Source organism: Mesorhizobium sp. HAY1-8B (assembly GCF_056868045.1).
This window is the reverse complement of sequence record NZ_CP200321.1, coordinates 3,864,422-3,882,970: the sequence shown is the minus strand read 5'-3', so window position 1 is coordinate 3,882,970 and position 18,549 is coordinate 3,864,422. Positions and strand designations below refer to the sequence as shown.

General features: G+C 62.3%; 20 protein-coding genes. 12 read left to right on the top strand and 8 right to left on the bottom strand.

The window, feature by feature from the left end; genetic code table 11:
* Positions 1-132: 132 nt before the first annotated feature.
* From AC1VON_RS18165 to AC1VON_RS18155, 3 genes are all read left to right on the top strand, one after another.
* Positions 133-954, top strand: coding sequence for a DUF2066 domain-containing protein (locus tag AC1VON_RS18165; RefSeq protein WP_172350913.1), 822 nt, complete (start codon positions 133-135; stop codon positions 952-954).
* A 112-nt stretch (positions 955-1,066) separates the two neighbouring features.
* On the top strand, positions 1,067-2,098 hold the full coding sequence (hemB, locus tag AC1VON_RS18160) for a porphobilinogen synthase (protein WP_483124405.1): 1,032 nt from the start codon (positions 1,067-1,069) through the stop codon (positions 2,096-2,098).
* Between the two features lie 206 nt (positions 2,099-2,304).
* Entirely contained in the window at positions 2,305-2,952 is a 648-nt protein-coding gene (locus AC1VON_RS18155) for a dihydrofolate reductase family protein (protein WP_172350915.1), read from the top strand.
* Positions 2,953-3,143: 191 nt separating this feature from the next.
* Here AC1VON_RS18155 and ppk2 read toward each other — a convergent pair whose 3' ends face one another.
* Positions 3,144-4,064, bottom strand: a complete 921-nt coding sequence (gene ppk2, locus AC1VON_RS18150) for a polyphosphate kinase 2 (protein ID WP_483124404.1) — start codon at positions 4,062-4,064, stop codon at positions 3,144-3,146.
* 281 nt (positions 4,065-4,345) lie between these two features.
* On the opposite strand from ppk2, the gene AC1VON_RS18145 reads away from it, so the two are divergent.
* A complete protein-coding gene (locus tag AC1VON_RS18145) occupies positions 4,346-5,389 on the top strand; it encodes an aldo/keto reductase (protein ID WP_172350917.1) in 1,044 nt (347 codons plus the stop codon).
* A 19-nt stretch (positions 5,390-5,408) separates the two neighbouring features.
* On the opposite strand, the gene AC1VON_RS18140 is transcribed toward AC1VON_RS18145, so the two are convergent.
* Together AC1VON_RS18140 and AC1VON_RS18135 are read right to left on the bottom strand one after the other, a co-directional pair.
* On the bottom strand, positions 5,409-6,380 hold the full coding sequence (locus tag AC1VON_RS18140; RefSeq protein WP_483124403.1) for a glycosyl transferase family 90: 972 nt from the start codon (positions 6,378-6,380) through the stop codon (positions 5,409-5,411).
* Positions 6,381-6,530: 150 nt separating this feature from the next.
* On the bottom strand, positions 6,531-7,502 hold the full coding sequence (locus tag AC1VON_RS18135) for a glycosyl transferase family 90 (protein WP_172350919.1): 972 nt from the start codon (positions 7,500-7,502) through the stop codon (positions 6,531-6,533).
* 199 nt (positions 7,503-7,701) lie between these two features.
* Here AC1VON_RS18135 and AC1VON_RS18130 point away from each other — a divergent pair, with 199 nt between their 5' ends.
* A complete protein-coding gene (locus tag AC1VON_RS18130; protein ID WP_172350920.1) occupies positions 7,702-7,848 on the top strand; it encodes a hypothetical protein in 147 nt (48 codons plus the stop codon).
* A gap of 54 nt (positions 7,849-7,902) precedes the next feature.
* Here AC1VON_RS18130 and AC1VON_RS18125 read toward each other — a convergent pair whose 3' ends face one another.
* On the bottom strand, positions 7,903-8,163 hold the full coding sequence (locus tag AC1VON_RS18125; protein ID WP_027028494.1) for a DUF982 domain-containing protein: 261 nt from the start codon (positions 8,161-8,163) through the stop codon (positions 7,903-7,905).
* A 193-nt stretch (positions 8,164-8,356) separates the two neighbouring features.
* Entirely contained in the window at positions 8,357-9,022 is a 666-nt protein-coding gene (locus AC1VON_RS18120; RefSeq protein ID WP_483124402.1) for a GntR family transcriptional regulator, read from the bottom strand.
* Between the two features lie 116 nt (positions 9,023-9,138).
* Here AC1VON_RS18120 and AC1VON_RS18115 point away from each other — a divergent pair, with 116 nt between their 5' ends.
* Positions 9,139-10,392, top strand: a complete 1,254-nt coding sequence (locus AC1VON_RS18115; RefSeq protein ID WP_172350922.1) for a multidrug efflux MFS transporter — start codon at positions 9,139-9,141, stop codon at positions 10,390-10,392.
* Between the two features lie 33 nt (positions 10,393-10,425).
* Positions 10,426-10,791 (top strand): DUF423 domain-containing protein, encoded by a 366-nt coding sequence (locus AC1VON_RS18110; RefSeq protein ID WP_483124401.1) that lies wholly within the window; start codon positions 10,426-10,428, stop codon positions 10,789-10,791.
* Between the two features lie 17 nt (positions 10,792-10,808).
* Here AC1VON_RS18110 and AC1VON_RS18105 read toward each other — a convergent pair whose 3' ends face one another.
* Positions 10,809-10,958, bottom strand: a complete 150-nt coding sequence (locus AC1VON_RS18105; RefSeq protein WP_483124400.1) for a hypothetical protein — start codon at positions 10,956-10,958, stop codon at positions 10,809-10,811.
* 360 nt (positions 10,959-11,318) lie between these two features.
* Between AC1VON_RS18105 and AC1VON_RS18100 the strand changes: the two genes are divergently transcribed.
* A complete protein-coding gene (locus AC1VON_RS18100; protein WP_483124399.1) occupies positions 11,319-12,395 on the top strand; it encodes a LacI family DNA-binding transcriptional regulator in 1,077 nt (358 codons plus the stop codon).
* 12 nt (positions 12,396-12,407) lie between these two features.
* On the opposite strand, the gene AC1VON_RS18095 is transcribed toward AC1VON_RS18100, so the two are convergent.
* Entirely contained in the window at positions 12,408-13,586 is a 1,179-nt protein-coding gene (locus AC1VON_RS18095) for an OpgC family protein (RefSeq protein WP_483124398.1), read from the bottom strand.
* A 201-nt stretch (positions 13,587-13,787) separates the two neighbouring features.
* Here AC1VON_RS18095 and AC1VON_RS18090 point away from each other — a divergent pair, with 201 nt between their 5' ends.
* Positions 13,788-14,447 (top strand): alpha/beta hydrolase, encoded by a 660-nt coding sequence (locus tag AC1VON_RS18090; RefSeq protein WP_483124397.1) that lies wholly within the window; start codon positions 13,788-13,790, stop codon positions 14,445-14,447.
* Between the two features lie 90 nt (positions 14,448-14,537).
* Here AC1VON_RS18090 and sthA read toward each other — a convergent pair whose 3' ends face one another.
* Entirely contained in the window at positions 14,538-15,923 is a 1,386-nt protein-coding gene (sthA, locus tag AC1VON_RS18085; RefSeq protein WP_483124396.1) for a Si-specific NAD(P)(+) transhydrogenase, read from the bottom strand.
* 215 nt (positions 15,924-16,138) lie between these two features.
* On the opposite strand from sthA, the gene AC1VON_RS18080 reads away from it, so the two are divergent.
* The 3 genes from AC1VON_RS18080 (at position 16,139) to AC1VON_RS18070 (ending at position 18,531) form a co-directional block, all read left to right on the top strand.
* On the top strand, positions 16,139-16,609 hold the full coding sequence (locus tag AC1VON_RS18080; RefSeq protein WP_172350929.1) for an RDD family protein: 471 nt from the start codon (positions 16,139-16,141) through the stop codon (positions 16,607-16,609).
* Between the two features lie 126 nt (positions 16,610-16,735).
* Positions 16,736-17,500: an arginyltransferase gene (locus AC1VON_RS18075; protein WP_172350930.1), complete on the top strand. Its 765-nt coding sequence runs from the start codon at positions 16,736-16,738 to the stop codon at positions 17,498-17,500.
* 134 nt (positions 17,501-17,634) lie between these two features.
* Positions 17,635-18,531: a DMT family transporter gene (locus tag AC1VON_RS18070; RefSeq protein WP_172350931.1), complete on the top strand. Its 897-nt coding sequence runs from the start codon at positions 17,635-17,637 to the stop codon at positions 18,529-18,531.
* Positions 18,532-18,549 lie beyond the last annotated feature (18 nt).

Genomic DNA, 18,549 nt, shown 5'->3' with positions numbered 1-18,549 from the left:
TGGGTGCGTCAATGGCAGCGGCCTCTCCGCCACGGCCTTGGCGGCCGGCGGTTGGCAATGCTACGAAGATGGCTACCGTCGCGAGCGACGCGCCGATAGTGCGCGCGCAAGCGGCTTCAGGGACAGTTGGTCATGTCCGGATTTCTCCGTCCCGCGCTGTTGACGATCGGGTTTATGATCGCCGGCCTTGCACCGCGTCCCGCGTTCGCCGTCACGACCGACGATCTCTACCAGTCGCGGACCATCGTCACCGGCCAGGGCGAGGAGAACCGCCAGATAGGCTTCAGGGATTGCCTGGACCGGGTTCTGGTCAAGGTGTCGGGGGATCAGCGGCTGCCGAAAAAGCCGGAAATGCTGGCACTACGGGACAAGGCCGGCGATTTCGTCGACGCCTTCCGCTACCACGACCGGCTGGAGGGTATTCCGATCCATGACGAGCAAGGCACGCATGACCGGCCGCATGATCTGACTTGTCTCTACAAACCCGCCACGGTCAACAAGCTGCTCGCACAGCTCGGCAGCAAGCCCTGGCCTGGCGAGCGACCAACGCTCGCCGTCTTTCTCAGCACCGAACAGGGCGCTCGGCATTTTTTGCTAAGCGCCGAGGAGGAACGTGGCGAGACGATGCGCGAGTCTTTCGCCAATGCCGCCGATCCGCTATTGATGAATGTCGCGTTTCCGAAGGCTGCGCAGTTGGCCGAGCTGGACGAAAAAGGGCTGCGCACCGACGACATGGCAAGGCTGGATCAGCTGGCCAAACAGGTCGGTGGCGCGCAAGCGCTCGCCGGCAGCATCGTATGGAGCGACAAGGAGCTCGGGTGGATCGCCGATTGGCGACTGGCAGATCACGGCAGGACCTATCGCTGGGAGGTCCGCGGCGTCAGCTTCGACGAGGCGTTCCGTGTGGCAATCGGGGGTGCTGCACAAATTCTTTCCGGCAATGGGCAGCCCTGACCGGATAGGCATGGCGGGACGGTGCCTCCCTTTCTGCCGGCCTGGCACAATCGTGTCGCATTGGTCAGCACCAAGGGCTCGTGGTAAAAGCCGCCAAACGAGAGTTTTGGCCATGAACAAATTCACCCCGACAAAGCCAGCCGGCGCGCGCAGCGTCGACGACATTACCGGCAGCCGCCGCCTGCGCCGCATGCGCAAGGCCGACTGGTCGCGCCGCCTGGTGCAAGAGAACCGGCTTACGGTCGATGACCTGATCTGGCCGATCTTCGTCGTCGAGGGCAGGAATGTGCGGGAGCCGATCGCGGCCATGCCAGGCGTCTTCCGCCTGTCGGTCGACCTTGCCGTCAAGGAGGCCGAACGGGCGGCAAAGCTCGGCATTCCGGCTCTCGCCACCTTTCCCAATGTCGAGTTCGGCTTGCGCGACCAGACCGGCTCGCACATCCTCGACCCGGAAAACATCATCAATCGCGCCAGCCGCGCGATAAAGGACGCGGTGCCCGGAATCGGCATCATCACCGACGCCGCGCTCGACCCGTTCACCAGCCATGGCCATGACGGCATCCTGCGCGACGGCATCATCGTCAATGACGAGACGGTCGAGCAGGTCGCGGCTGCGGCTGTCATCCAGGCGGCCGCCGGCTCCGACATCATCGCGCCTTCCGACATGATGGACGGCCGGATCGGTGCCATCCGCGACGCGCTCGACGCCAACGGTTTTCAGGACGTGGCGATCATGTCCTACGCGACGAAGTTCGCCTCGGCCTTCTACGGCCCCTACCGCGAGGCGGTCGGCACCGCCGGTCTGCTCAAGGGCGACAAGAAGACCTATTACATCGACCACGCCAATTCCGACGAGGCGGTGCGCGAGGCCGAGCAGGACATCGCCGAGGGCGCCGACATGCTGATGGTCAAACCCGGCCTGCCCTATCTCGACATCATCCGCCGGCTGAAGGACGAATTCCAGATGCCGACCTTCGCCTACCAGGTGTCGGGCGAATATTCGATGATCAAGGCGGCGGGCGCCAATGGCTGGATCGATGGCGAGAAGGCAATGCTGGAGAGCTTGCTTGCCTTCAAGCGCGCCGGCTGTGACGGTATCCTGACCTATTTCGCGCCTGAGGTGGCGCAGATGCTGAAGGGGTAGCTCGCACCAAACCTGAACAAGGAAGCCGCCGAAGCCCCGCGATGCGGCATATAAGCACCGTCATCTTCGTTTTGAACGATCGTTCCCAGCTGGCTGTCAGGAGCCTTCTGTAGCCCGTTGCGCATCACACGAAACCAATTGCTTTTTGCAAGCAGTTAGGTTAAGCGGCCACTGGTTGCAAATTACATGCGGTTCAGGAGGCAATGATGTCAAAACTTCGTGTCAATGCGTTCACCCTCTCGCTCGACGGTTACGGCGCCGGTCCGGATCAGACTCTTGAACATCCTCTCGGCGTCGGCGGCGAAAATCTGCACAAATGGATGATCGGCACCCGCACGTTCCGCCAGATGGTGCTCGGCAAGAACGACGGGACCACCGACACCGATGACAGCTTCGCGGCACGCAGTTTCGAGAATGTCGGCGCCTGGATCCTCGGCCGCAACATGTTCGGGCCGATCCGCGGCGATTGGCCTGACGACAGCTGGAAAGGCTGGTGGGGCCCCAACCCGCCCTATCACGTGCCGACTTTCGTGCTGACGCGTTACAAACGCGATCCGATCGTCATGGAAGGCGGCACGACCTTCCACTTCGTCACCGACGGCATCCATTCGGCGCTCGAGCAGGCAAAGGTCGCGGCTGGCGGCAAGGATGTGCGGGTTGGTGGCGGCGTTTCGACAATCCGGCAATACCTTCAGGAGAAGCTCATCGACGAGATGCACCTGGCGATCTCGCCGATCCTGCTTGGCACAGGTGAGAATCTGTTCGCCGGTCTCGACATGCTGAAGCTCGGCTACCAGTGCACCGAGCAGGTTGCGACGGCGCTTGCCACGCATGTGATGATCGGGCGGGCGTGACTACAGCTCTTTCTCCCCGTCACTATACGGGGAGAAATGCCCGGCAGGGCAATGAGGGGCGGCGCGGCCTTTGGAGACTAGCGGCAAGCTACCAATAGCAGCGAATTGGGGCTCAATCGCCAACGCTGGCGCCGCCCCTCATCCGCCCTTCGGGCACGTTCTCCCCGTGAACGGGGAGAAGGACAAGGTGCTCAATACTTCTCCGGCACGTAGAGTTCGCGCGGCAATGTCTGGCGCTCGTATTCGGGATTGAAGACGCGTTCCGGCAGCGTGATCTCCTCGTGCGGCACCTCTTCATAAGGCATCTGCTTGAGCAGATGGTCGATGCAGTTCAGCCGTGCGCGCTTCTTGTCGTTGCCCTCGACGATGAACCAGGGCGCCTCCGGAATGTTGGTGCGGGCGAAGGTCTCTTCCTTGGCCTTGGTGTACTGCTCCCAGCGCACGCGCGATTGCAGATCCATCGGCGACAGCTTCCACTGCTTCATCGGATCGTGGATGCGCATCAGGAAGCGCATCTGCTGCTCCTCGTCGGTGATCGAGAACCAGTACTTGACCACGGTGATACCGGAGCGCACCAGCATGCGCTCGAACTCCGGCACGTCGCGGAAAAATTCCTCGACCTGACCGGGATCGGCAAAGCCCATCACCCGCTCGACGCCTGACCGGTTGTACCAGGAGCGGTCGAACAGCACGATCTCGCCACCGGCCGGCAGATGCGGCACATAGCGCTGGAAATACCATTGCGACTTCTCGCGCTCGGTCGGCGCCGGCAGCGCCACGACGCGGCAGATGCGCGGATTGAGCCGCTGGGTGATGCGCTTGATGACGCCGCCCTTGCCAGCGGAATCGCGGCCCTCGAAAATCACCACCAGCTTCTTCTTGTGGTAGGCGACCCAGGACTGCAGCTTGATCAGCTCGGATTGCAAGGTGATCAGGTCACGGAAATATTGCATGCGGTCGATCGAAGGCGGATGCGCGTTCTTGTAGATCTTGGCGATCTCCATCGACAGCGCCGGCTCCGACATTTCGAGCTCATAGTCTTCGTCGAGCGTGTCGGCGAGTTCGGCTTCAAGCCAGTCCTTGGCGGGAGAATTCTGTCTTAGCTCGGTCATATCAGTCGCTCCGCTTGCAAGCCTGTCGGTTCATGTCCGGCACCCCAAACTGCTGGCCCCTAGCCTGGAATGGAAACACCTTAGCCGAATTCAATATAGGCCGGCGGTGACGGTTTTATTGCAGTCCGGGGCGCGACCGCGGCCGTTAAAAGCTCCGCCATGTGTGATCGATCCATCATCATTGCATGGCGACAAGCCGGGCGAATTGTCCTACAAATCCCCGGTCGCATTCCGGGCTGCCCTTCGCGGCACCCCAATTCAACACAATCGCGAGGACTGACATGGAATACCGCACCCTTGGCCGTTCCGGCCTGAAGGTTTCGACACTGACTTTGGGCACCATGACGTTCGGCGGCACCGGCCCCTTCGCCGCGGTGGGCAACAGCGATCTTGCCGAAGCCAAGCGCATGATCGACATGTGCATCGACGCCGGCATCAACCTCATCGACACCGCCAATGTCTATTCGAACGGCCTGTCGGAAGAGATCATCGGCGAGGCGCTCGGCGGCAAGCGCAAGAACGACGTGCTGATCGCGTCCAAGGCGCGCATGCGGATCGGCGGCGGGCCGAACGACGAAGGCCTGTCGCGCCACCATCTGATCCGCGAATGCGAAAAGAGCCTGAAGCGGCTGAAGACCGACGTCATCGACATCTATTTCGTTCACCAGTGGGATGGTCTTACCCCTGTCGAGGAAACGGTGGCCGCGCTCGACACGTTGGTCGCCCAGGGCAAGGTGCGCTATATCGGCTGCTCCAACTGGTCCGGCTGGCAGGTGATGAAGGCACTCTCCATCAGCGACAGCCGTCACCAGCAACGCTTCGTCACCCAGCAGATCCACTATACGCTGGAGGCACGCGAGGCCGAATATGAACTGCTGCCGATCTCGGTCGACCAGGGACTGGGCGTGCTGGTCTGGAGCCCGCTCGCCGGCGGCTTGCTGTCCGGCAAATACCGCCGCGACAGCCCGACCGCGCGCCAGCTCGCGGGCTGGTCCGAGCCGCCGATCCGGGACGAGGATCGGCTGTGGCGGATCGTGGATGTGCTGGTGGAGATCGGCAAGGCTCGCGGCGTCTCGGCGGCGCAGGTGGCACTTGCCTGGCTGCTCGGCCGCCCCGCCGTCTCCTCGCTGGTGATCGGCGCCCGCAACGATGCCCAGCTCAAGGACAATCTCGCCGCGGCTGCCCTGGAACTCAACCCTGAAGAACGCCAGCGCCTCGACGCGGTCAGCCGCCCGCCCCTGCTCTACCCCTACTGGCACCAGCAATTGACGGCAAAGGATCGCTTCGGCCCCGCCGACATGGTTCTCGACCGCAGCGTCATCTGATTCTCTGGCCGAAGCGCGCTTAGCCCTCGATGAAGTGCCAGAGTTGGGGATCGGGTTCGATCTGGCCGCTGAGCACGAAATATTTATAGAGCACGAGCAGGGAGACAGCCTGCTCGTCTCGCTCATTGGAGAATGTCCGGCAATAGGCATTGGCCGCGGCAACAATGCGCTCGGCCTGCGCCGGATGCCGTTCGAAATAGCGCACCTTTTCGCCAAGATCGGCGAAATCCGGATCGAGCGGCACATAGTGGACGTTGGCTTCGAGCCGGCTCTCCGCGAACCACGTCTCGTAGGTCGGCGGCGGCATCAGGCACAGCGAGTTCGAATTCATGATCCATTTGAGATTGGTCGCTACGTCATTGCCCTCCAGCGAGACGATGTAGCGGTAGCGCAAGTGCTGGCGGATGCTGAGAAAGGGCTTGCTGTACTCGGCCGGCGCACTTCGCTTGTGTGAACCTACGTCGCAGAATGGCAGGTCACGCGCCGCGTTCAGGAACCGTGTCCTGATCGGATTGTTGAGATCGCCGCGCCAGATCACGACCGGCAGCTTGTCGGCGAAGGCGACTGCGTCGGCGGGCATGTAGAAGTGGCGGAACTTGTTGAACTTCAGAATGACCGCATTGCCATTGTCGGCACGGATCGGCCGGTCCTTGACGAGCGTCGGCACCTTCGGCAACCCGATGACGTCGCCGAACTCCACGTCGAGAAGCAATGCCGGATCGAAATAGCGGGCAAACTCCTTCAGGTCGTAATAGTACATGCTCGGTTCGAACGGCATCTTGTCGATGCGCACCGCATCCGGGCCAGGCACAAAGGCGTCCTGCAGCTTGTTGTAGTCATTCAACCGCCGGCGCACGGCCTCGTCCGAAAGCCTGGCCTGCTCCAGGCGGTCCGCCAGCCGTCGTCGGAAGAGTGCCTGTGGCGCGATATCGCGCATGACGTTTCGCGCGTAGTAGAAAACCTTCTGCGTCGTTCTCTTTATGCCGGCCATGGTTCACGTTGATCAGGACAAACGCGACCAAAACACACGACAACCGAGTTTGTTCCCGCGTCACGCTTACGCGTCATTGTGCCAGGCATTTACCAAGCGCGGCGGTCGTCCAGCGCGTGCCGATCGGCTTCGACGAGAGGATCCGGGCAACTAGCCCGTTATGCAGCGCCAGACCGCGGTATCCGGCTTGATCTGGCCGCTGAGCACGAAATATTTGTACAGCACCAGCAGGGAGATCGCCTGTTCGGTCTGTTCGTGCCCAAAGGTCCGGCAATAGGCGTTCGCAGCCGCGGTGATACGCTCCGCCTTCTCCGGGTTCCGTTCGAAATAGGCCACATGTTCGGCAAGGTCCGAGAAATCAGCTTCGAGCGGCACATAGTGGACATTGGCCTCGAGCTGCCGCTCGGCGAACCATGTCTCATATGTCGGCGGTGGCATCAGGCAGAGCGACTTCGAGCTCAAGATCCACTTGAGGTTGGTCGCCACGTCATTGCCTTCAAGCGAGACGATGTAGCGATAGCGCTGGTGCTGGCTGATGCTCAGAAACGGCTTGGCGTATTCGGCCGGAGCGTTCGGCTTGTGCGAGCCGGCATCGCAGAACGGCAGGTCGCGCACCGCCTTCAGAAATCTCGTCCTGATCGGATTGTTGAGATCGCCGCGCCAGACCACGACAGGCAGCTTGTCGGCGAACGAGATGGCATCAGCCGGCATCTGGAAGTGACGAAACTTGTCGAGCTTCATGATGACCGCGTTCTCGTCGTCATCCCGGATCGGCCGGTCCTTCACGATCGTCGGCACCTTCGGCACATTCCTGACGTCGCCGAATTCGAAGTCGATAAGCAGTCCGGGGTCGAAGTAGCGGGCGAATTCCTTCAGGTCGTAATAGTACATGGTCGGCGTGAAGGGCAGCTTGCTGATGCGCATGGCATTGGCACTTGGGGCGAAGCCATCCTGCAGCTTGTTGTAGTAATTTACCCGCCGGCGCGCCGCCTCATCGGAAAGCCTGGCCTTTTCGAGGCGAACTGCCAGTCTGCGGCGAAACAAGGCTTGTGGAATGACATCGCGCGCGACGTTTCGCGCATAATAGAAAACCTTTGCCGACGTCCGCGCAATTGTGGCCATGGTTCACTTGATCAAAACAAACGGGCAGCTCTCAATACGCTGGCGCCCCGCGTTTTCTACATCATTATGGCGCCCGTCTGGCAAGCCCCCCTGCAAATCCGCGACGCCGCGCCCGCGCACGGCCGCTTCAGCTGTTGTGTTTGACGGCTAATGCTCCTAGGCAGGGTCAGAGCCGCAAGGCAGGTTAAAAGGAGCCGATATGGCGCGAGCACCAAACTACGATCAGGAACGCAAGGAACGTGACCGGCAGAAGGCGGCGAAGAAGGCCGAAAAGCTGGCGGCCAAGGTTGCCGCGCGCGAACGTTCGAAGCCCGAGGGCGAGGCCGAAACCGAAACAGCGGAATGACGGCAAAAGTCCCGCACATGCGGGCCTTGCTTCAATCGAGATTGCCGACCTGATTCAGGCGGGCGCCTTGTCGCTGACAAAAACGTCCACTTCCCGCGCCGCGGCGATAAAGGCGCGCCTGGCATTCATCGCCGGCTTGTCGCCGGCCAGCGCATCGTGGCAGGCCTGCAGCGCCGCGCGATGCTTGGGACTGCGCTTGCCGGGCCAGCTGTTGAGGAGGTAATCGGAAGCCTCGCGGGCCGTGCGCAAGAGCTGGGTGCTTCCCGCCGTGACGGACTTGACGGTCACGGGTGTTTCAAATCGGTTGTTTTCCATCGCCGCTCTTACGCCATCGGCGCCCTTGAAGCGAGGCCGAAAGTGCGCTTCGCTTCCGGACGCCGCTTTTGCCCGGCAGCGCCCTGCCGTACAGAGCGGTTCGCGGCTTCACGGAAACGCCGAACCGCCTCAGTCTCTTTATGCTGACGCAATTCGGGACGGGAAACCGCTTCACACGTTTCCCGGACCTGCTTCAAGCGGCGACGACGGCAAATCCCCTGGCACGAAGACCGCGTCGATCGTTGGCGAGCGACGTCACCAGCCGGTCGCGGCTGCCGATGATATGCGCCGAGAGCCGGCGCGCCGCTTCATCGGCCTCGCCAAGGCGGGCCGCCGCCAGAATGGCACGGTGTTCGGCCCAGGCGCGACCTAGGGCTGCCTCGTCACGCACCTCCAGCCATCGGGCCCGCGACAGGCGCGTCATGGCATCGCGCACGGCCCTGAACAGGAATTCGTTGCCCGACAGGCGCGCCAGCTCGATGTGAAAATCCATGCCGACACGATGCCATTCCTCGCGCGGCGTATTTTCGTCGCAGGAATCGAGCATCGCCTCGATGATATCGAGGGCGCTCGTTTCGGCGTGCATGCATGTCAGCCGCAGGGCCGCGACCTCGACGGCTTCGCGATAGACGGCTATCTGCTCGAGCTCGGCAAGGTTGATAGGCGACACCGTCCAGCCGCGGCCATCCCTGCCCACCAGCCCCTCGGTCTCCAGCCGCAGAAGTGCCGCCCTGACCGGTGTGCGCGAGGCGCCAAAGCGGCCTTCGATCCAACGTTCTGTCAATTTCTCGCCTGGACCGATTTCGAGCCCCAGGATCATCTCCCGTAACTGTCGTTCGACATTCTGCATCTGCGACATCGCGCTGGCCTCTTCGAAGCCGCATTGACAGCAGCCGGGTTGAAGTTCATGACGAATACCAGTTTGGTATCCCAAAATGGTATCCGCAACAAGCACTGATATCGGGCAGGCAGGACATGGCACAGGAAGATACGCAACAAGGCGGCTACAACATCCACTGGCGGCGCAATCTCGCCGTCTGTTTCGCCGGCTCGTTCAGCACGCTCATCGCCATGACGCTGCTGTTGCCTTTCCTGCCGCTTTATGTTGAACAGCTCGGCGCGCAAGGCCATGCGTCGATCGTGCAGTGGTCCGGCATCGCCTACGGCGCCACCTTCTTCGCCGCGGCCCTGGTCGCGCCGTTGTGGGGACGGCTGGGCGACCGCTACGGTCGCAAGGTGATGCTGGTGCGTGCCAGCTTCGGCATGGCGATCTGCATGTCGCTGACGGGCATGGTCGAGACGGTCTGGCAACTGGTGCTGCTGCGCCTGCTGATCGGGTTTGCCGGCGGCTATTCCTCGGGTTCGACCATATTGGTGGCCATGCAGACGCCCAAGGACCGCTCCGGCTGGGCGCTCGGCGTCCTGTCGGCGGGAATCACGGCAGGTTCGCTTGTCGGTCCCCTGCTCGGCGGTGCGCTGCCGCCGGTCATCGGCATTCGCGCCACCTTCCTGTTGTCCGGCGGCGTCATCTTCCTTGCCTTCCTGGCGACGACATTCCTCATCAAGGAGACCCAGCGCCCGAAGCCGGCCACGGCAGCGTCGGCGGCAAGGCCGAAAAGCGGCTGGTCGCAGATCCCGGACAAGCGCCCCGTCGTGGCCATGCTGACAACCGGCATGCTGCTCGCCTTCGCCACAATGTCGATCGAGCCGATCATCACCGTCTACGTGCAGCAACTCATAGAGGACCAGAGCCGGGTGACGATGATCGCCGGCGTGGTGATGTCGGCGACGGCGTTAGGCACCATCCTGTCGGCATCCTGGCTTGGCAGGCTTGCGGATCGTGTCGGCCACTGGAATGTCGTTGTCGGAGCGCTGGCCGTATCGGCCCTGCTGCTTATCCCGCAGGCCTTCGTCAGCAATGGCTGGCAACTGATCGGCCTTCGCTTTCTGATGGGACTGGCGCTGGGTGGCCTGCTGCCCTGCATCACCAGCGTCATCCGCCACAACATCCCCGACGGCGTCGGTGGCAATGTGCTTGGGCTGGCCATCTCGGCGCAGTATGTCGGGCAGGTTGCGGGACCACTATCCGGTGGTTTCGTCGGCGGTCACTTCGGCATGCGCTCGGTGTTTCTCGCCACATCGGTGCTGATGGCCGGCGGTGCCGTCTACAACTGGATTGTCCAGTCGCGGCGCACACGGCATATGGCGTTGGAAGCGAGCGAGTCCTGAGGTTCAGGCCGTCAAAAGAGGGAACTAGCCGACATGAATTCCTCCGAACCGACCGCCAGCCCTACCCTCGCGTTTGCCGGCGGTCTCGTCGGCGCGGCAGGCGTGGCGCTGTCAGCTGCCGCCGCGCATCTCGGCGGCGCCTTCACCGGCACGGCCGCGTCGTTCCTCTTGATGCACGCGCCTGTCTTCCTCGCCGTCGGCCTCACCGGCGCAAATCGCTTTCTGCGGATCGCCAGCGTCGCCTTGCTTGCCGGGCTCCTGCTTTTCGCGGGCGATCTACTTGCCCGCGATTTCCTGGGATCGAGGCTGTTTCCGATGTCGGCGCCGATCGGGGGCACTTTGCTCATCGCCGGCTGGCTGGGGATAGCGATCTCTGCCCTGGTACGTCGACGTTCCTAAGGCCGAATCGGTCGGGATCAATCCCCGGGACGTCCGGTGCGGATCCACAAATTGCGATTGCGCGAGGCCCGCTTCGTCAGGCGTCGCGCTTCCGGTCGCTCGGCGGCCGGAGCGATGCCCCAGTAGTTGCGATAAATGTCTTCAAACAAATGCTTGATGGGATGCATGATTTTTCTCCCTTCGGGTTGAATCGATCCAATACATAGGCAAAAAACGTGGCGATCAGCTTCGCTTACGCCCCACCAGGAAGCGAAGGTCGCGAATCCATGGGCTTGCCCTGCCCCGACGCCTGAAGCTGTTGGCAGCCGACCCAATACTCCAGTCGTTGCGATAGATGTCTTCGAACAGGTAATTGACGGGATGCATGTCGCACCTCCCCTGAAACACAGGCGGGCCAAACCCACCAACTTGGATCGATTCAAGAATAGGTCTCCGGCAGTTCCCGGTCAAGCAAAATTTGAATCGATCCAACGAAAGTGCTAGATGCAAATCCGGAACGTGCTAAATGCATGTCAGGAGGCACGCACATGGCGTCACTCACCGCAGGCAATCGAAGACCCGTCCGGCTGGCCGATATCGCCAAGGCCGCCGGTGTTTCGCACGGCACCGCATCCAATGTCTTCAGCCGCCCCGAGATCGTGCGCGAGGAAGTCCGCGAGCGGGTCAAGGCGGCCGCCGAGGCGATGGGTTATGGCGGGCCGGATCCCAAGGGCCGATTGTTGCGGGCAGGCAAGGTCAACGCCATCGGCGTCGCCACCGCCGAACCCCTCTCCTACTTCTTCGACGATCCTTTTGCGCGGGTCATGATGGCGAGCATCTCGCAGGCCTGCGATGCAACAGGAGCCGGCATTTCCCTGGTCTCGGCAGCCAACAACGAACAACTTGCCTGGAACATCCAGAGTGCCCTGGTCGACGGCTTCATCGTCTTCTGCATCGAAGGCGGCTCGCGGCTGGTGGAACTGGCACGCGAGCGCAAACTGCCCTTCGTGGCGCTCGACCTGGACTCCGAGGATGGGGCGGTCGCGGCGATCGGTGTCGACAACATCGCCGGCGCCAGCCTGGCGGCCCGCCATCTCACGGATCTCGGACATCGCCGCTTTGCCGTTCTGGCACTGCCTTTCGTCGACGGCAGGACGGGTCTCGTTTCACCCGAGCAGGTTCGCTCAGCGACCTATGCGGGCACGCGCGACCGGCTCACCGGCTATCTCCAGGAGCTTTCGCGGGTTGGCGTCGATACATCCACAGTGCCCGTCTACGAGACCGCCAACGACGCGGCCAGCACGAGAGAGGCACTCGAAACCATCTTCGCGGCCAAGGAGCCGCCCACTGCCATCCTGGCGATGTCGGACAAAATAGCCCTGGTGACGCTCGAATGGCTGAGCGCGCGCGAGCTCAGCGTCCCCAACGATGTTTCCGTCATCGGGTTCGACGGCGTTCCGGAGTCCGCCGTGTCCGAGCCGCCCTTGACCACGATCGCTCAGCCGATAGCCGAAATGGGCCGCCTTGCCGTCAAGGCGATCCTGGAGAGCGACGGCAAGGTCAGCCGGCAGTTGCTGCCGGTCAAACTGGTTGTGCGGGCCTCGTCGGCTCCGCCGCGCGGCTGAACGGCGCGCCGCTCAGCGATTGGCTCTTGCCATGCCGGAGATGCCGAAGGACGCACGCGCCGGCGTGACATCCTTTTGCGTCGTACGGACCTTGCCCGATGCGCTGATGGTCGACAGCCATTCGAGATAGAAGGCGAGCGCGAACTGCATGGCGATGCCGGCCGACAGCAGCAGGCTGTCATAGGCAAATCCGCCCGGATTGATCAGCTTCATCACCTGCGCGACCATGGCGATCACCGTGCCGGCGATGAAGACCGGCAGCGAGCGCTTGCCGAGTATCGCCAGCGGATGGTCCGGGCTGGTGCGGAACAGGTTCGACAGCGCCGGCAAGGCGACGATCAGATAGCTGACAGCCAGGATATGCAGCAGCCTTGGCAGCGACAGGAAGGTCTTGTCAAAACCGCCGATGACCACCGGCAGCTTGAACCACGTGATCTGGCCCCAGAGCGGACTGTGCACCCATATCAGCGCCGTCAGCACATAGGCCGCGGCGGTGCCAACCAGCCAGCGGTTGATCGGAATGACACCGCCGCGCCGGACATGCAGCATGGCGGCGAGGCCGATGTTGAACAGGAACTGCCAGGAGAGAGGGTTCAGGAACCAGAAGCCGGGCTCAGGGTAATTGGGCGGGGCGATCTGCCAGATGCCGGCGACCAGCCACAGCGCGCCGGACACGACAAGCGCCGCGACAGGCCTGTAGCTGATGGACAGGACGAAGGCCGGTGCCATCAGAAGCAGCGCGGCATAGACCGGCAGGATATTGTTGTAGCCAAGCTGATGGCCGAGCGTGACGATGCCGACCAGCACCTCCGGCGTGTTCTTCATCAAGGGCTCGATGTTGATCAGTTTCAGCAACTCCGGCCGCCTTGTGAACACGGCCACGGTACAGAACAAGGCAATCACCACCATGGTCGTGACGATATGGGCGATATAGAGCATGCCTGCCCGCCGCCACATCTTCAATGTGGCCAGAAGCCGGCCACCCGAGTGGAACTTCGTGCCGTAGGCCAGCGCCACCGAGATGCCGGAAATCAGCACGAACGCCTCCGCCGCGTCCGAGAAACCGAAATTCTTGTAGGTGAAGGCCTCGAAAGCCGTGCCCGGCACGTGGTCGATGAAAATGATGATGAGCGCAAGCGCGCGCAACACATCGATACGCGTATCGCGTTCGGGCGAGACAGGGGTAGTCATCGACAAAAGGCCTCAAAGCTGGTTGTTCATGTCCAGCAATGCGACCCCCGGCGCACCGCTTCGATTCCTCCCATGCGGAGTATATCGGCGCAGAAACGGGCTGGAATGCGCCTGGTTCAATCAACTTTCGCGGAGGATGAAAATATTGCGTTTTGAAGCCGGCAAATTGAGCGAAGCCTCATATAATCAAGAGGATGCGGGATGACCGGCGACAGCACCGAAAACAGTCCCCTGCTCAAGGATCTGGCCTTTGCCTATCGTCTCCTGGGCGCCGGCGGGAACAGCCGCGAATGCCTTTTCCTGTTGCATGGATCGGGTGTCGACGAGACCACCCTGGCGCCGCTGGCAAGACGCATCGCACCCGACGCCATGCTGATCGCGGCGCGTGGCCGTATCCCCCAGGAGGACGGTTTTCGCTGGTTCGAACGTATAACCCCGACGCGCTTCGAACAGGAAAGCATCCTGGCCGAAACGGCTGCCTTCGCGGCATTCGCAAGCGAGGCCGCCAAGCGCCATGGGCTTGATCTCGATCACGCGACATTCCTCGGCTATTCGAACGGGGCCAATCTGGTTTCGAGCCTGATGCTGCTCCATCCGGGCATCGTCCGCAGGGCGGTGCTGCTAAGGCCAATGCCTGTACTCGACCATGTGCCCGCGACGGACCTCGCTGGAATACCGACGCTGATTATCGCTGGCGCCGCCGACGAGACCTACGGGCCCTTCGCGCCGGCACTGGTGACGCTGCTCAGCCGGCACGGCGCCGCCATCGACGCCCGGATCATTCCCTCGGGCCATGAAATCGGTGATCCGGACGCCGCTATTGTCAGGCAATGGTTGGCGGGATCGGCTGCCGTGGCGTAGGCGGACCAGCCTTTCGAACCGACCGCTGTCTCGACCGGGCACAGCCGCGATCCGCGCCTCCCCACCGACAAGGAGCGAAGATGCTGAAGCCTACCGCCCCATCCTGTTCCAGGCATCGAGCCCTGCGATCTTGTAGGCTTCCGCCAGCGTCGGGTAATTGAAAGTGTTGTTGACGAAGAAGTCGACGGTGCCGCCGAGGTTGATGACCGCCTGACCGATATGGATGAGCTCGGTGGCGCCCTCGCCGACAATATGCGCGCCGAGCAGTCGCCGCGTCTCGATCGAGAACAATAGTTTCAGGAAGCCAGTGTCGACCCCCATGATATGTCCGCGCGAGGTTTCGCGGAAGCGCGCGACACCGACCTCGTAGGCGCCACCACTCTGGCGCACCTGCTCCTCGGACTGGCCGACCGTGGAAATCTCCGGCACCGCATAGATGCCATAGGGGAATGTTTCCGGCGGTGGCGGCAGGGTCACGCCGAAAGCGTGGCAGGCGGCCACCCTGCCCTGCTCCATCGAGGTCGAGGCGAGGCTCGGAAAGCCGATGACATCGCCGGCTGCGTAGATATTGGGCACGCTGGTCTGGAAAGTCTGCGGATCGACCTTGATGCGGCCTCGGGAGTCGGCCTCGATGCCGACCACGTCCAGACCCAGGCTGCCGATATTGCCGGTGCGGCCGGCGGCGTAGAGCACAACCTCCGAGCGAATGGTGCGGCCATCGGCCAGCTCCACCTCGGCGGCCTCGGGCTTGGAGCGGATTTCCTTCACCGCGCTGCCCAGCCTTATCGTCATGCCGCGATCACGCATCTGGTGGATGAAATCGTCGACAATCTCGCGGTCTACGAAATCGAGGATGGAGTTGCGCGGCTCGACCAGCGTCACCGGCACGTCGAGTGCCGAAAAGATTGTGGCGTATTCGACGCCGATGACGCCGCCGCCAATCACCGTCAGCGTGCGCGGCAAGCGGTCGAGCTCGAGCATCTCGTCGCTGTCGAAGACGCGGGTCTTGTCGAAGGGCACGTCGCGCGGCCGGTGCGGCCTGGTGCCGACCGCGATCAGCGCGTTGGCGAAGCCGACTTCGCTGTAGTCGCCATTGTCCGATGTCAGGCTGACCTTGTTGGGGCCGATAAATTTCACCGCCGCGCGGGCGCTCTTGACGGTGTTGCGCATGAACTGGTGCTGCAGCACCTCGACCTCGTGATCGAGCGTCTTGTGCAGGCGCTCGATCAGGTCTCCGACCGAAATGTCCTGCTTGACCCTATAGCCGCGTCCATAAAAGCCGCGCTCGCGCCAACCCGAGAGATTGAGCACGGTTTCACGCAGCGTTTTCGAGGGGATGGTGCCGGTATGCACCGAGACGCCGCCGAGACGCCGGCCGCGATCGACCACCAGCACCGATTTGCCGAGTTTGGCCGACTGCACCGCGGCGCGGCGTCCGGAGGGGCCGCTGCCGATGACCAGCATGTCGTAGTCCATAGTGCCCGTCCCCTCACTTCTGCCCCGAAACGCTTTGTTGCGCCGCAACAAGCTAATGCCATCCACGCGGCAAATTCAACCGATTCAGATTGCGAAGCACGGCTTTCAGGCTTCGCCTCCCTCGAAGCGCTCGACCTTGATTCCGCCGCAAGCCTTCACCATTTCATCATCGAGCGGTCCGCACCCTATGTCGGGCCTTGTTACGAGGAAATGACATGAACGCGCGCGTTCTCGACGGCGAAATCATCAACACCCGGCTTGACGACGTCAGGGCCTATGAGGGCGTGCGCACAAGGCGCATCCTGGCCTTTGTGCTCGACTACATCATCGTCGCCCTGCTCACCATTCCCTTTGCCATACTGGTGTTTTTCCTCGGGCTTCTGACGCTTGGCGTTGGCTGGGTGCTGTTCGGCGTCTTGGTGCCGGCCGTCGCCATCCTCTACATCTGGAACACGCTGGGCAGCGTAGACCAGGCAACCACGGGCATGAAGATAATGGGCATCCGCCTCGACCGCCTCGACGGCAGGCCGATCGACGGCCTGACCGCGGTTGTCCATTCGGTGCTGTTCTGGGCGGGCAATGTCATCCTGTCGCCGCTGGTCCTGCTGGTGACGTTGTTCTCAGACCGCAAGCGCACGCTGCACGACCTTCTGCTCGGCACGGTGGTCAGCCGCACCGGCCGTTGAGGCGTTCCCCGCCTTGTCGGCGCAAATGTGAAGGCATCAGATTGCACGTGCCTTCACAATCCTGTTGAATTTTTTGCTTTCCGCGCCAAAGGTAGAGCGACTCGAAGGAGCGTTTCCAAGACTTAGATGACGCAGCATCCGACCCAGTCGCCACAGTTCTTCCTGACCGCGCCGTCGCCGTGCCCCTATCTCGACGGCCAGTTCGAGCGCAAGGTGTTCACGCATCTGGTCGGGGACAAGGCGTCGGAGATGAACGACCTCCTCACGCAAGGCGGCTTCAGGCGTTCGCAGAACATTGCCTACAGGCCGGCCTGCGAGACCTGCCGCGCTTGTGTTTCCGTGCGCATCCTCGCCCAGGAATTCACCGCCAGCCGCAACATGAAGCGTGTGCTGCAGCACAATTCCGACCTTGTCGGCGCCATGCACAATGCCGAGCCCTCGACCGAACAATATTCGCTGTTCCGCGGCTATCTCGATGCCCGCCACCGCCGCGGCGGCATGTCCGACATGACGGTGCTCGACTACGCCATGATGGTCGAGGACACCCATGTCGACACCAAGGTGATCGAATACCGGCGGCGCGGACCCGACAGCTTCATCACCGGCAAGGGCCAGGGTGAGCTCATCGCGGTGGCACTCACCGACAAGATGGCCGACGGCCTGTCGATGGTCTATTCCTACTTCAATCCCGAATTCGAGGAGCGTTCGCTCGGCACGTTTATGATCCTCGACCACATCGCCCGCGCCAGGGCGATGGGCCTGCCCCATGTCTACCTCGGTTACTGGGTCAACGGCTCACGCAAGATGAATTATAAGATGCGCTTCATGCCGCAGGAGCATCTCGGCCCCAAGGGCTGGGAGCGCTACACCAACGAAGCGGTTTCACGCTGAGTTTTTCCACGATCCGCGCTTAAGCTTAAACTGTTTCAAGGCACGGGATGCTGGTCTTTCAGCCGGTTGGCTGGAGACAGTGCGCTACTGCACCGATCAGCCGCCAGCCTGCATTTCATTGCGAAAGTTCCTGCATGCCTTCCCACCATGATCACCAGAAGGGTCTTTTGATCACCGCCATCGGCGGACTGACGCTGACTGTCGACATACCGTTGATCCGCCTCGCCGACGGCGGCGCATGGACGATCATGCTGCTGCGCACCGGCACCACATTCGTCGCCGCCATGGTCATCTGGTGGGTCTGGCGGGCTTTGAGCCGTAACGCCCCGCCGCTCATTCCGGGCTGGTCCGGCCTGATCGTCGCGATATGTTACGGGCTGACAGGGATCACCTTCGTCACCGCCGTCTATCACACCTCGACCGCCGATCTCGTCTTCATTTTGGCCTTCAACACCGTGTTCGCAGGGCTATTGTCCTGGATATTCCTGCGGGAAAGGCCACGGCTGGTGACCATCGTGGCGATGCTGATCATGATCCTTGGCGTGCTGGTCATCGTCGGTGGGTCGGTCGGCACCGGCAAGCTGTTCGGCGATTTCATGGCGCTGTGCTCGGCTTTCTTCATCGCTGTGGCCATCACCATCTCACGCGCCAGCGGCAAGGACATGGGCTTCACCTCACTTGTCGGCGTGCTTCTGCCGCTCGCCCTGGCAGCCTTCATGGTGTCGGGCGAAGGCTTCCACGTCAACGCGCCATGGTGGATCATCTTCAACGGCGCCGTCATCATGCCGATCTCGTTCTTCTGTCTTGCCGCCGGGCCGAAATACATTTCCGGGCCGGAAGTGGCGATGTTCTACGTGCTCGAAACGGTGTTGGCGCCGGTCTGGGTGTGGATGATCTTTGCCGAGGCACCGACCCGCAACAGCCTGATCGGCGGCGCGATCCTGATCGTCACGCTGGTCGCCCATTCGCTCTGGCAACTGCATGATGGCCGCAGGCAACGAGTTGACCTTGCGGTGCACCATCCAGTCTAACGTGTGATTGATGGGCCT